Here is a 13,582-nt window from a genome sequence, read left to right as displayed (position 1 = left end):
ACCACAAGCGATCGCGGTGCAGATCCCTGAGATAGTCCTGAATTTGCAAGTCCGTCAATGGTTTGAGGTAAACAGCCCCATTGAGCGACTCAAGATGTTGTTGTCCCGCTTCATATTCTTCGCGGCGGCAGCAGACCGCTAGGTAGGGATAGGCGATTGAAAACTGATCAATCTTCTCAACACACTGCTGCTGCCGCGCTAGCCCTAACTCATCTAAACCATCTAGCAGCGGTAAAAGCTGCTGCTCGTTTAGCCACTGCTGGCTCACCGCTTCGTCAATTTTGTAGATGCTTTTGATCTGAGCTGTGAGCCACTTATCTAGCGGCGTATCTGGTTTCCAGGTGGATAGCTCAAAAATGATGGGAACTGGGGCTAGTTCATCCTGCTCGGTTTTAGCCAGCAGCTCTTGGGCTAAGGTCAGCAACTCCGTTGTTTTACCGGAACCTGGTTCACCTAGAATGAGCAGCTTGCCTTGAATATCAGCGCTTTCAAAGACGGAGAGAATTCTTTGAGTTGGGGCGATCGTCTGAGGTGAAGGATCTGGCGCTTTGAAACGCCTCAGAACTCGATTCATCAAAGAGCGAAACGGCTGCGGCTGTGGAGGCGGTTCTGGATCTTCCGCAATTAGCGGCAGCTTTGGCTGGCCGACGCGCTGACGCTGATCTTCCATCTGGAGATCGATCTTGACCAGCTCGTGCAGGGAATTTTCTAAACGGGTTTTGACCTCTCGCTGGAGACGATAGAGCAGCTTGGTGCGAATATCTAGGAGGTCTTGCTCAACAGCGCGATCGCGGCGAAAGAGTGATTCTAGACCAAAGAGGCCAAGGAAGCCAGATAGGGAATCACCAAAAGTTATGAATGCGATGAGAATTCCAATAAGTCCTACAATTCCAGCCCATAGCGGATGCTGGCGCAGGTTTTCAATCCAATCATGCCAGGTAGAGGGATCAGATTGAGATTGAGCGATGAGAGTATGGGCGTTCGTGAAGCGGCTCCAAAGGAGCATCGCAAGATAATCCCAAGGAAGCATCGTCACGAGGCGGGGTGGTTAATTGGGTTGCCCCAACTATAACCACTCCTTTCCGTTGGGAGTCAATGGGTTGAGGGATTTAGAAAAAACTACACAGAGATTGAGCGTCCGGCAACTTCGCAAACATCGCTTTTCCGTAAACAATCTAAGCTAAGCAGCTTGCGGAATTATTTTGCTTACGGTGTTGCAGGGCGGGGGCTTTGCCCTAAACCAATTGAGTCGCAAACTTCTCAAGGTGATACGTGCTAGATAAAGCCATGCAGGGTTTAGTGATGCTGAAAAAGCTTGGATTGAAACTTAGATCAGTGACAACTTTTTAGGTCTTAACCTTCCCTGGCAACAACAACTTAGTAGCTTTTTCAGAGCTATCCCGTAACGATAGTTAACCAAGCCGTCAACTTGATGATTCGTAACAAACTTGGCAGTCTTCACCCGCCCAGCCAGTACAAAACTCGCTGGGCGAATTTTTTGCCATCACACCAACCGTTACCTAGCCGCTGCTGAGCACACCAGCCTGAGGCCAACTCGCAGTTAAAGCGATCGCTAAAGTAGGCCGCTCAAACACAGGGAACAACCCCCACTTTGGCTGCTCAACGGTTGCGTAGGTAGCTTTAGCTGATGATAGCGACTGCTCAAGTGGCGGCAGGCGAATAGCTTGAGTTATTGCTGTAGGCACCCGCGTCAAGACACTCAAACAGCGACTAGCCTCTGACAGAAAAGCTTTCAATCTGCCTCTAGCCTTCTGCTTTTAGCTACAACCTGACTTTTAGCAGCGATCGCCCTTTCAACCCCGCCTCAGCTAGCCCCTTGCCGGGTTAAGTCAAAGCTGATAGCTAATCAATTTTTTTCTTTTGTTCTGCTTTTTATAAAGTGAAGCCCTAAAAATTGATAGTTAGCCAGAATAGACTAAAGGTTTTTATTCAAACAAACTCTTTTAGCACTCAAAGCGCTTTGCACTATCTGGCTTTGTCTAACAGGGTTAATTGTTTTGAAGTCCCCTTCCCTTTGGTCTGAGGCTTTCCTCATAATGCAATCAGCGAGTCGAAAACCGCGTGTTGGCTTTGGCACTGGCACGAGGCAATTTCAAGTAGCTCAGACGTAATATTGGAGACGACTAGCGTGAAACTCTCTGTTTATGGCAAAGGCGGCATTGGCAAATCCACGACGAGCTGCAATATCTCGGTCGCTTTAGCCAAGCGTGGCAAAAAAGTGTTGCAGATTGGCTGCGACCCCAAGCACGACAGCACCTTCACCCTGACGGGTTTTTTAATTCCCACCATCATCGATACCCTACAGGAGAAGGACTACCACTACGAAGACATCTGGCCTGAAGATGTCATTTACAAAGGCTACGGCGGCGTTGACTGTGTTGAAGCGGGCGGGCCTCCAGCCGGAGCAGGCTGCGGCGGCTACGTCGTTGGCGAAACCGTGAAGCTGCTAAAAGAGCTAAACGCATTTGACGAGTACGATGTCATTTTGTTTGACGTGCTAGGTGACGTGGTGTGTGGCGGCTTTGCTGCGCCGCTAAACTACTCAGACTACTGCATGATCGTCACCGATAACGGCTTCGATGCCCTGTTTGCGGCCAATCGCATTGCTGCTTCTGTGCGCGAAAAAGCCAGAACTCACCCCCTACGTCTAGCAGGTTTAATCGGCAACCGTACCTCTAAGCGCGACCTGATCGACAAGTATATTGAGTCGGTGCCTATGCCCGTACTCGAAATTTTGCCGCTGATTGAAGATATCCGCGTTTCTCGCGTTAAGGGTAAGACTATTTTTGAAATGGCGGAAACCGATCCTTCTCTACTGCCCGTTTGCCAGTATTACCTCAATATTGCCGATCAGGTTTTAGCGGCTCCTGAAGGCGTGGTGCCCAAAGATGCTGCCGATCGCGAACTGTTTGCGCTGCTTTCTGATTTCTATTTAAATCCGCCAGCAGCCCCAACCCCGGCTGAAGACGAACTAGACCTGATGATGGTTTAGCGAAATATAAACTCATTTGCGATCGCGTCGGACGGTGATAGATTGCTGCAGTATTATCCTGTGTACGACTTTTCAAGTCGTCCGTTCATCGGTTTACTGATTTGCAATCTAGAGTGAGGCAAACGCATGGCATTCTTTGAAAACTTTACCTCGGTGATTCGGCAAAAATGGCTGGACTACGTTCAAGCCAACCGCCCGTGGTTAGAGCTACAAATGCGTCAAACGTCAGTGAGAACGCCAGATGGCGGTCGCCGTCCTTCGTCATTTTTGGTTTTGGGTGTGGTCAATGCGATTGAGCCAAAGCTTTCTAATCTTATGGTGCCGTTTTATCAGCTCAACTCTGATGAAGACGCCTTAGTCGAAGTGTTAGGGCTTAACTTTGATCCTGAAATGGCGCTTGACAACAACGGCACACCCAAAACAATCGAAGCGGAAGACGCTGAAGTAACGCCCATGCTGCCGGATGCTCAAGACTCATTTGAGTAAATCTACTTTTTTCGGCTAATAGGCTTGCCCCCACAGCATTGCCTGCGTTGAATCCAGACTGAGGCTTCCGTGAATACTGAACAACTGCGCCAAACCCTACGCCAGAAGTGGCTAGATTATTACCGTGAAAATCGTTCTTGGCTTGTACGTTTGGGGGTTTGGGTGACCTGCCAAGGCCAGCGTCGCCCGTCTTCTAGCTTTATCTTGGCTACGCTCGCTATTTTGGAACCGCAATTAAGCCAGCTACTGCCGCTAGTGGTTGACCTCAGCAGCAACCCCGATCGCATTGTGGCCGCTTTGGGTCTTAACTTTAATCCAGATGAAGCCTTAGAAGCCCTGCCAGAAAAGCCTCGCATGTTAAAAGGCTCCCAACTGCCCGCCGAGTTTAAGCTCGATCCCTCGCATCAGCCCCTACCGCGAGAAATGGATGAATCTTGTGCCCGGATCCGGCCTCAGCACAAAGTCCGCACGTAATTCCCCCGAACTAACACTGATTCATTTTTGTTGAGAGAAGAGACTATCATGACGCTTGCCCATACCCAACCCCAAGCCCTGGAGTTTGAGTGCGAAACTGGCAATTACCATACGTTTTGTCCGATTAGCTGCGTGGCTTGGCTCTACCAGAAAATTGAAGATAGCTTTTTCTTGGTGATTGGCACTAAGACCTGCGGCTATTTTCTTCAAAATGCTATGGGGGTGATGATCTTTGCTGAACCCCGCTATGCCATGGCTGAGCTAGAGGAGGGCGATATCTCCGCTCAGCTCAACGATTACGACGAGCTTAAGCGGTTGTGTTTGCAGATTAAGCGCGATCGCAATCCCAGCGTCATTGTCTGGATTGGCACCTGCACCACCGAAATCATCAAAATGGATCTCGAAGGCTTAGCCCCCCGGCTCGAAGCCGAAATCGGCATACCCATTGTGGTTGCCAGAGCCAACGGTTTAGACTATGCCTTTACGCAGGGTGAAGACACGGTGCTAGCGGCAATGGCTCACCGCTGCCCCAGCGAAGCCCCCAGCGCTGCCGCCGAAAAAGAAGAACGCGGTGGCATCACCAAACTGCTCAATTTTGGTCGCAAAAAAGAAGAAGTAGCCGCTTCAGAATCTGACTACGTCGATCATCCGCCACTGGTGCTGTTTGGCTCAGTGCCCGATCCTGTCGTCACGCAAATGACGCTAGAGCTGAAAAAGCAGGGAATTAAGGTTTCTGGCTGGTTACCTTCTAAGCGCTACACCGAACTGCCTGTTTTAGAAGAAGGGTACTACGTCGCTGGCATCAATCCGTTTCTTTCCCGCACAGCCTCAACGTTGATGCGTCGCCGTAAATGTAAGCTCATTGGTGCGCCATTCCCCATTGGGCCGGATGGTACCCGCGCCTGGATCGAAAAAATTTGTTCGGTCTTTGGCATTGAACCCCAAGGGCTAGAAGAGCGCGAAGCCAAAATCTGGCAATCGCTGGAAGACTACTTGCAGCTTATTCGCGGCAAGTCAGTTTACTTCATGGGAGACAATTTGCTAGAAGTCTCAATGGCTCGGTTTTTAACTCGCTGTGGCATGAGCGTCCATGAAGTCGGCATTCCCTATATGGATAAGCGCTACCAGGCGGCTGAACTAAAGCTGCTAGAACAAACCTGCCACGAAATGGGCGTACCCACCCCCAAAATTGTCGAAAAGCCTGACAACTACAACCAAATTCAGCGTATTTATCAGCTCAAACCAGATCTGGTTATTACTGGCATGGCTCACGCCAACCCTCTAGAAGCTCGCGGCATCAACACCAAGTGGTCAGTCGAGTTTACCTTTGCCCAGATTCACGGGTTTAGCAATGCGCGTGACATTTTAGAACTGGTCACCCGACCGCTACGCCGCAACAGCAGTTTGAAGGATCTCGGTTGGGACAAGCTGGTGAGAGAAGAAGCTTCTCTGACTTGATCTGGCAGCCGTTTGCGGCTCAGGGCAGGCGATAAGCGCTAGCCAGAGCCGCAGACCGCGCTGAGCCATTGGCGGCGGTTGTTGTCTCCGCCGCTTTCACCTTTCTAGGCGCGGGGCTGAACGAGCAATTATCACCAGATAATCGCCCCTTTGCAAAAGGGTTTGGTTCGTCGGGTTAACCAGCGTCAGGCGATCGCCCGTTTGGGGTCGCTGCTCGATCGCCACCAGCAAGGCATCAAACTCGTGTTTAAGCTGTCGGGCTACCGTTTCAAAGGAACGCCCCACCCAGGCTAGCGGCAAAGCTACTTTATAAAACTGATTGCCTGTTTGTACGGTTAGCAACTCTGTTAGCAATTCTACAGACCCTTGATTGCGGGCTGAAGTTGCAATCAGGTGGCTGGTAACCTCAGTGGCAACAATCACATCATCAACCCCAGCAATTTTAAGCTGCACATCGTTGCGACGGTCTAACAGTTGAGCGCAGGTGTAAATGGCTGGATTGAGCTTTTCAATCGTCAAAGCCGCCAGTACGGTGCGGGCATCGCGATCTTGATCGCTGCGACGCCGACTCGAATCAGCCAGTAAAATGGCGCGGGCTGCTTGACGAATGCCAATTTGCTCTAGCACCTCCAGCGTGGTGTAGTCACCCGTATGAAAATAGATGTTTGAGCGGTTGAGCGGTTTGAGGGTAGAGGCTGGTGTTTCAGCAAACTCAGCCACAATCACAATGGCTTGCGCTTGCAGGGTTCGGTCGGCTAACAGTTCTTCAACAATGAGGTGACCTTCCCGGTTCCAGCCGCAAATCACCACATGTTCTCGGAGTTCGTCTAGTTCCAAAGCTTTTAACTCCAGCACGTCGCGTAAACGTTGCACCATAACCGCTGAAATAACGCCAGTAAAGACTGCAAACAGCGTCAGTCCTGCCATCATGACTACCAAGGTCAGCCCGCGACCCGCGTGGGTGAGCGGGTCGCCGCCAACAGGCTCTCCGGCTACCAGCGTTAGCAAGCTCCACCAAAAAGCTTCTGAAAGAGAATCGATCTGCGGGTTAAGCGAACCTTCTATCAGGTAAATGCCTAAGCCGCCTACCAGCGTAATTAGCCCAATAATGACAAAAATGCCAATCTGGGCACCCACGCCAGCCGACAAGGTAGAAGACAAATAGTTGAGGTTACGATTGAGCAAAATGCCAACCCGCAGCAGCCGCAAAATCCGCAGCAATCGCAAAATCCGAAAGGCGTGAATAAACGGCAAAACCGCTAGAATATCCAACCAGTAGTTGCGAAAAAATCGCCGCTTTTTGCGGGCGATCGCGTAGCGAATACTCAGCTCAACGATAAAGAGGCTGGTTAAACAACTTTGCAGCGGGTTAATCAGGCGATCGCTCCACCCCGTCCCCTCCAGCATGACCGCTAAAACCACCAGCGCAACGGAGAGTAAAATCAGGCCAATCAGCGTGAACTCCGCCAGCGGTGTATGCAGCAGGCGATCGAGGGTATCTCTAAGCGATCGGCGGGGCATGACGGCTAACCCACTAGCAAATCTTCTTCGGGATAATGAATTGAGCTAGGACTGGGATCGCCCAACAAAGCCGCCATCGCCAACAAAACCCCCACCCGTCCTACATACATGGTGACGATTAAAAACAGCTTGGCCGCAGCCGAAAGATCGGCGGTAATTCCGGTTGAAAGCCCTACGGTGGCAAACGCTGACACCACCTCAAACAAAATATCAATAAACGAAAAGCCAGAGTCAGTGATTGAAATTAACGTAGTCACAGCAATCACGGTAAAGGCCGAGCCGACGACCACGCTAATAGCCTTCAACACGCGAGAAGGCGGAATTTCCCGCTGATAGCAAATTACCTGCTCTTTACCCTGGAGTACCGCCCGCGTACAAACAAACAAAATTCGAGCTGTTGTGGTTTTAATCCCCCCCCCGGTACTACCGGGGCTAGCACCAATAAACATCAGCGCAATAATGATAAAGAGGGAAACGCTTTCCATCGCGCCAATATCAATGCTGTTAAACCCCGCCGTACGGGTGACAACTGACTGAAACCAGGCCGCAATCAGTTTATCCCCAAGGCTGAGCGAACGCAGCGTATCGGGGTTGTCAAATTCGGTAAAGAACAGCGCCACTGTCCCCAAAATCAGCAAAACGACCGTTGTACTGGTCACAATTTTGAAATGCAGCGAGAAAACGATTCGCTCTCGACCGCCGCGCCAGCGATCGCGCAGCCAGGTAAACGCTTCCATAATTACGCGGTAGCCAATTCCCCCCAAAATCACCAGCCCGGTCACCACCCCATTGGCCAGCGGCGATTGGGCATAGCCAACCAAACTATCGGCAAATAAGCTAAACCCAGCATTGTTAAAAGCACTGATACTATGAAAAACCGCAAGCCACAGCCCAAAGCCCTGGTCATAGTCTGCTAAAAAGACGGGCATTAACAGCAAAGCCCCCGTAATCTCAAACACCAGGGTCATTGAAATAATAGAAACAATCAGCGATCGCGCCCCTGATAGCTCGGTTTTATCCATTGACTGCTGAATGGCCAAGCGATCGCGCAGCCCCAAACGTCGCCCCAGCAGCAACAGCAAAAAGGTAGTTGCAGTCATGTATCCCAGCCCCCCCACCTGAATCAGCAACAGCACAATGGCTTGCCCCAGGGGCGAAAAGTAACTACCCGTATCGACGACAATCAAACCCGTCACACAAACAGCTGAGGTTGAGGTAAAAAGAGCCACCAGCGGGCTATTCCACTCACCGCTGCTGGTAGAAAAGGGCAGCAGCAACAGCAAAGTACCAATGGCAATCAGCGCCAAAAAACCCGAACAAATCGTTCTAGAGACGGTCATCTCAATGATCGTAAGAAAGGAAAATAAAGTTTATGATTGTCGCGTTTATACAATCCTTAGACAACCATCTTTTCATGGATTCTGATTTCATCGGGGTCAATCGGTGTCAATTTCGCCAACTTCCCATCCAAATGCCATGACTTCTAGCCTCTACCAGCAAATTCAGCAGTTTTACGACACCTCTTCCCTGCTTTGGGAGCAGGTTTGGGGAGAACACATGCATCATGGCTATTACGGAGCCACAGGCCGCCAGCGCAAAGAGCGCCGTCAAGCCCAAATTGAGCTAATAGATCGCCTCTTAGCCTGGGGACAGGTTAGCCAAGCCAGCCACATTTTAGACGTAGGTTGCGGGATTGGCGGTAGCACGCTGTATCTGGCCGAAAAATTTAAAGCCGCCGCTATTGGCATCACCCTTAGCCCTGTGCAAGCAGAGCGAGCAACAGCCCGAGCGATCGCTGCTAAACTGGCCGACTCGGCTCAACTGCCCCACGCCGCCTTTCAAGTGGTAGATGCTCTCAATACCCCTTTTGAAGACAACCAGTTTGACCTGATCTGGTCAATGGAAAGCGGCGAACACATGCCCGATAAACGCCAGTTTTTGCAAGAGTGTTTTCAGCTTTTGCAACCCGGAGGGACGTTTTTGATGGCAACTTGGTGTCATCGCCCCACCGACTCGCTAGCAGGCCCACTAACCGCCACCGAGCAAAAACATTTAGAAGACATCTATCAGGTGTACTGCTTGCCCTACGTGATTTCGTTGCCCGAATACGAAGCGATCGCCCAGGGAATTGGCTTTCAAAATATCACAACGGCTGATTGGTCAACCGCAGTTGCGCCCTTCTGGGATGAAGTCATGTTTTCAGCCCTCAATCTAGAAGCGGTCAGTGGTCTGATCCAGGCCGGATGGCCCGCCATTCAAGGGGCATTTGCCCTGCGGCTGATGAGTCAAGGCTACCAAAAAGGGCTGCTGCGCTACGGTCTATTGTGCGCCACCAAGTAAGCCTCCAACCTGAGTCGGGAGTTGCCCCCTGACTCAGGCGGTACCCAGCTTGCTTTCCAATGACTTTAAATACTCAGTGTTAACCCCAGACTCACGCGTCAGCGCGATTTTACCCGTGCGGGCAATCTCCCGAATGCCAAAGCGGGTTAGCACCTGCACAATGGCAACCAGCTTACCCGGATCACCCACCACTTCTAGCGTTAAAGACTCTTCGGAAACATCCACCACCCTGGCTCTAAAGATTTGAGCCAACCCCACCACTTCAGAACGGGTGACACTATTGGCATTCACTTTAAGCAACATTAATTCGCGCTCAACGCAGGGAACTTCTGTAACATCCTGAACTTTCAGCACGTTGATCAGCTTATAAAGTTGCTTGGTGAGCTGTTCAATCGCCCGATCGTCTCCAGGCACCACCATCGTAATGCGGGAGATGCCGACCTGTTCTGCTGGCCCCACCGCTAAACTTTCGATGTTAAACCCCCGACGGGCAAACAAACCCGCAATTCGGGTTAGAACACCCGCTTCATCTTCAACTAAAACAGAGAGTGTGTGCTTCATGGCTCAGCAAATGTGAGACGGGCAGTATGATTAAAGCCTGACCCTTCAGCCTGCTTTAAGCTGCAAGCCCCAAAGTAGCCAGATTTTTGATTTTAACTCGCCAGAGCGCTCTTGTTAACTCTAGAACGGGCATCTTGCTCATGGACTGCGGCAAAGCAGACTGTTATTTTAAGGGCAAATCATTGCCATCACGCCTCTCTGCCCAAAAACGCTCAACGTACCCATGACTGTGACGCGCCTTTCGACTCCGCTGTTCTCTAAGCAAAGATTGCTTAAAATTGTCAATCTGCGCTCAGGAGAAGGTCACCGCACGCTGCTGATGTTTGCCTTTTATACCGCGACCTCAATGGGGATTTTGTGGTTGGAGGTGAGTTCAGCGGCGCTCTTTTTGGGGCAGTATGGCGCTCAGTCTTTGCCGTTGATTTATATTTTTAGCGCGGTGGTCGGCTTCGGCCTCAGCTTTATTTATGCTTGGCTGCAGCGTTTGTTGCCGCTGCGCTGGGTGATTGTTTTGATTGCTTTGCTCATGGCGCTGCCGCTGCCGCTGTTTTGGCTGGGTATGGCGCTGCCCGCGCTGGCGGCTATTACCGTTTTTGTTATGCGGCTTTGGGTAGAAGCGATTTACAGCCTCAATGATCTCAACGTAGCGGTAACGGCCAATCAGCTATTCAACATCCGCGAGATTAAACGCTCTTATCCGATTATCAGTAGTGGCAACCTGGTAGCTGACGTTCTCAGCGGCTTTTCGATTTACCTGCTACTGCGGCTGCTGGGGCTAAAAAATGTGATTGTGCTGGCCTGCTTGATGATGCTGGTGGGGGGCGGCATTTTGATCTACATCAGCGATCGCTACGAACATGCTTTTCCAGAATCGCTCAAGCGAACCGAAGACAACGCTTCTAACCACTCTACCCGGCGGCTAAGAGGCTCAACGCGGCAGTATGTGATTTTGCTGTTTAGCTTTTTTGCCTTGGGGCAAGCGGTGATGTATCTGGTTGAGTTTCAGTATTTGCTACAGCTAGACGCGACTTTAGATGCCCAGGCGATCGCTACCTTTTTAGGCATCTTTAGCGGCATTTTGGGCTTGATGGAGCTTTTGACCCAGTGGTTTACCTCCAGCCGTTTGATTGAACGAGCCGGGGTCTTTACCGTGACGATGCTACTGCCGCTGGTGATCTTAACCCTGGGCAGCCTTTCACTGGTGCTGAGCTGGCCGACGCTGCTAGGTTCATCTAGCCTTTTGGTGGGGCTGGTGGTGCTTAAGTTTATGGATGAGTGGTTGCGCTATACCCTAGTTGCCAGCACCCGCCCTATTCTGTTTCAGCCGATTCCTGATAGCAGTCGCGGGCGGCTACAGTCGTTTATCGGGGGGATTGCTGAACCGCTGTCGATGGGCAGTACCGGGGTGGGGATTTTATTGACCATCTGGTTTTGTAACCAACTGGGTCGCAGCAGCGTTTCTTTTCAAAGTCGGGTCTTTTTGCTAGAGGTGCTGATTGCAGCCGCTATCTGGCTGGGAGCCATTTTTTTGTTGCGATCGCGCTATCTCAATTTGCTGGTGCTCAGTGCCGAGCGCGGGCTGCTAAGCTTTTCTGATGCTAACCTGCGGGTGTTAAAACGAGCCTTTATTGAGCAGCTAGAACAGCCGGGGCGCGAAGCCGACAAGCGCTCTTGTGTTGAACTGTTGAGCTATATCGACCCCAGCGGCGTCGGAGACGTATTAGCCCCCTTGCTGCCGGGGTTGTCGGCCAGTTTGCAAAAGCAAAGCCTAGAAGCCATGCTGGAATATCCCAGCTTAGATTGCTTGCCACCTGTGCGATCGCTCACTGAGTCAACGCCTCCCCCGGAGGTGTTAGCGCTGGCGCTGCGCTACATCTGGATTGCCGAAGCCGACCCGGATATCAATGCCCTCAAGCGTTACCTCAACCCCGAAACTGACCCCGTCGTGCGCGGAACCGCCGCCTCGCTGATGTTACGCCGTGGCAACCCCCGCCAAAAAGCAGAAGCCACCAATGCTCTGCGGCAAATGCTGGCTCACCCGCGAGAACGAGAACGGGTGATGGGGTGTCGGGCGTTAGGAGAAGCGGATTATATGCAGGCTTTGCGGCTCTATATTCCTAACTTGCTGCAAGATGAGTCGTTACGAGTCCGACGGGCTTTGCTAGAAGCGATCGCCGCTACCCGCCTAGAAGAATACTATCCTTCGCTGCTAAAGGGGCTTTCTTATAAATCGACGCGAGATGCTGCCGTCAATGCGCTGGTGCGCTTGGGTAACGAGGCGCTGCCGATGCTCCGACGGCTAGCAGAAGACTATCACCAAGCTGAAGCCCTGCGGAATCAGGCTTGGCAGGTCATTGGCCAAATTGGCACGATTGAAGCGCTCGATTTATTAGTTTCGCGGTTGCAGACGGCTTGGGGCGATACCCGCCGAACCATTTTGCGCATTTTGCTGCGGCTTTCGCAAGAAACCGGACTGAAGCGATCCAAAGGCATTGACGTCGCCTTAGATCGGCTGGGTCGCCCTGGCATTGAGCGCTTACTCAACCAAGAACTCACGTTTATGGGGCAAATCTATGCCGGACTGATCGATATCTCGGCTGATGAGGTCACCGGGCGAGAAGCTGATTTGTTTCGCAATGCGCTGCGCGATATGCTGGTCGATTCGCGTGAGCGGCTGTTTATGCTGATGCGCTTTCTCTATCCCTCTGGCACCATTCAAGCCGCCCAGGTCAGTTTGCAAGGGTCGCCTGCCAGCCGCGCCAGAGGCTTAGAAATTTTAGACAATACGCTGGATATTCCCAGCAAGCGGGCAGTTCTGAGCGTTCTTGACCATCGACCTGATGCCGAAAAACTGCTGAGTCTGGCTAATCTGGCTCCACATCAGCCAATGTCCGCCAGTAGTCGCCTCCGCTATTTAATGGATCTGCGCCACTTTTTGTCAGATTGGGCTTTTGCCTGCTGTTTTCATTTGGCTCGCCAGCAGCAGTGGAGTTTGATGACGGCGCAAACGGTAGCTGGGTTGCGCCATCCAACCGGGTTTATCCGAGAAGCGGTTTTGGCTTATTTGCAGTTGGCGTCGCCTCGCGTTTTGGCGGAGGTATTGCCGCAAATGCAGGCAGACACCAATCCGCTGGTGGCGGCTCAGGTGAAACAGCTCATGTTTGAGTTAGGGCTATCTGGCGATCGCCTGGGCTTGTCTCAGACGGAGGCTGCACCCGGTTCGCTCAATTTAGGGTCTTTGCCGACTTGACCCGCCCGCTATGCCCAAACCCAGGAAGCAAGGCGGGTCAAAAAAGCGCCAATCGCTGGGGGCAAAGCGATCGCGGCTACAGCCAGAGGTAACGCGTCAAAACCGCCATAACTTCGCCGGGGCGTCCGGTGGGACAGGGCTTGCTCCAGTCGTTTGGCTCCGAGTGGCCGCGCTTGTGCAGGTTTTTGATTTCTGCTAAAACGGCATCGTCAGAGCCAAGCAGCATGTGCCGGATAGATTCGCGGTGGTGGGGTTGTTCAGCCGCCGCCAGGGTAATCGGCTCGGCAGGGCGATCGCTGGGTTGAAACATAGCGTTTTTTCCTTTTGGGTAGTACTGAGCTTGCGGAAGTCAGAAATGAGCAAGACTGACAGGTGAAGTAGGCGCACTGTGTTTACTCTTCCTTTCGTTGCTTCCCTGAAGATGTCCGGCAAGCCAGCAGCCAAAATTGGCAAAAGAGGTTGCTTAGTTAAAGGCAAAA

General features: G+C 51.8%; 12 protein-coding genes. 6 read left to right on the top strand and 6 right to left on the bottom strand.

The annotated features are described in order from the left end of the window. Both ACTS3T_RS08150 and ACTS3T_RS08145 read right to left on the bottom strand, forming a co-directional pair. The coding region (locus ACTS3T_RS08150) for an NACHT domain-containing protein (protein ID WP_462934903.1) at nt 1-1,006 on the bottom strand (1,006 nt) is incomplete at its 3' end. Between the two features lie 514 nt (nt 1,007-1,520). Continuing rightward, the gene (locus tag ACTS3T_RS08145; protein WP_377965099.1) at nt 1,521-1,706 is read right to left on the bottom strand and encodes a hypothetical protein; all 186 of its coding nucleotides are present in this window, start codon (nt 1,704-1,706) and stop codon (nt 1,521-1,523) included. Between the two features lie 443 nt (nt 1,707-2,149). Between ACTS3T_RS08145 and bchL the strand changes: the two genes are divergently transcribed. The 4 genes from bchL to ACTS3T_RS08125 all read left to right on the top strand — a co-directional run bounded on the left by bchL (nt 2,150) and on the right by ACTS3T_RS08125 (nt 5,431). After that, the gene (bchL, locus tag ACTS3T_RS08140; protein ID WP_377965100.1) at nt 2,150-3,013 is read left to right on the top strand and encodes a ferredoxin:protochlorophyllide reductase (ATP-dependent) iron-sulfur ATP-binding protein; all 864 of its coding nucleotides are present in this window, start codon (nt 2,150-2,152) and stop codon (nt 3,011-3,013) included. Nucleotides 3,014-3,139: 126 nt separating this feature from the next. Next, nucleotides 3,140-3,499, top strand: a complete 360-nt coding sequence (locus ACTS3T_RS08135) for a DUF5331 domain-containing protein (RefSeq protein ID WP_377965102.1) — start codon at nt 3,140-3,142, stop codon at nt 3,497-3,499. Nucleotides 3,500-3,568: 69 nt separating this feature from the next. Beyond that, the gene (locus tag ACTS3T_RS08130) at nt 3,569-3,973 is read left to right on the top strand and encodes a DUF5331 domain-containing protein (RefSeq protein ID WP_377965104.1); all 405 of its coding nucleotides are present in this window, start codon (nt 3,569-3,571) and stop codon (nt 3,971-3,973) included. A gap of 48 nt (nt 3,974-4,021) precedes the next feature. Further along, nucleotides 4,022-5,431, top strand: coding sequence for a ferredoxin:protochlorophyllide reductase (ATP-dependent) subunit N (locus ACTS3T_RS08125; protein ID WP_377965106.1), 1,410 nt, complete (start codon nt 4,022-4,024; stop codon nt 5,429-5,431). A gap of 96 nt (nt 5,432-5,527) precedes the next feature. On the opposite strand, the gene ACTS3T_RS08120 is transcribed toward ACTS3T_RS08125, so the two are convergent. Continuing rightward, complete coding sequence (locus ACTS3T_RS08120) at nt 5,528-6,952, bottom strand: TrkA-related ion transporter (protein WP_377965108.1); 1,425 nt, start codon at nt 6,950-6,952, stop codon at nt 5,528-5,530. Between the two features lie 5 nt (nt 6,953-6,957). After that, nucleotides 6,958-8,292 (bottom strand): TrkH family potassium uptake protein, encoded by a 1,335-nt coding sequence (locus ACTS3T_RS08115; protein ID WP_377965110.1) that lies wholly within the window; start codon nt 8,290-8,292, stop codon nt 6,958-6,960. A gap of 136 nt (nt 8,293-8,428) precedes the next feature. On the opposite strand from ACTS3T_RS08115, the gene ACTS3T_RS08110 reads away from it, so the two are divergent. Next, entirely contained in the window at nt 8,429-9,292 is an 864-nt protein-coding gene (locus tag ACTS3T_RS08110; protein WP_377965112.1) for a methyltransferase domain-containing protein, read from the top strand. Nucleotides 9,293-9,325: 33 nt separating this feature from the next. Here ACTS3T_RS08110 and ilvN read toward each other — a convergent pair whose 3' ends face one another. After that, entirely contained in the window at nt 9,326-9,853 is a 528-nt protein-coding gene (gene ilvN / locus ACTS3T_RS08105; RefSeq protein WP_377965114.1) for an acetolactate synthase small subunit, read from the bottom strand. A gap of 223 nt (nt 9,854-10,076) precedes the next feature. Between ilvN and ACTS3T_RS08100 the strand changes: the two genes are divergently transcribed. Beyond that, a complete protein-coding gene (locus tag ACTS3T_RS08100; RefSeq protein ID WP_377965116.1) occupies nt 10,077-13,103 on the top strand; it encodes a HEAT repeat domain-containing protein in 3,027 nt (1,008 codons plus the stop codon). Between the two features lie 76 nt (nt 13,104-13,179). Here ACTS3T_RS08100 and ACTS3T_RS08095 read toward each other — a convergent pair whose 3' ends face one another. Next, nucleotides 13,180-13,413, bottom strand: coding sequence for a hypothetical protein (locus ACTS3T_RS08095; protein WP_377965118.1), 234 nt, complete (start codon nt 13,411-13,413; stop codon nt 13,180-13,182). Between the last annotated feature and the right edge of the window lie 169 nt (nt 13,414-13,582).

Source organism: Almyronema sp. (genome assembly GCF_052168255.1).
GTDB classification, from domain to species: domain Bacteria; phylum Cyanobacteriota; class Cyanobacteriia; order Phormidesmidales; family Phormidesmidaceae; genus Sphaerothrix; species Sphaerothrix epifaneia.
This window is presented reverse-complemented; position numbering and strand designations above follow the sequence as displayed.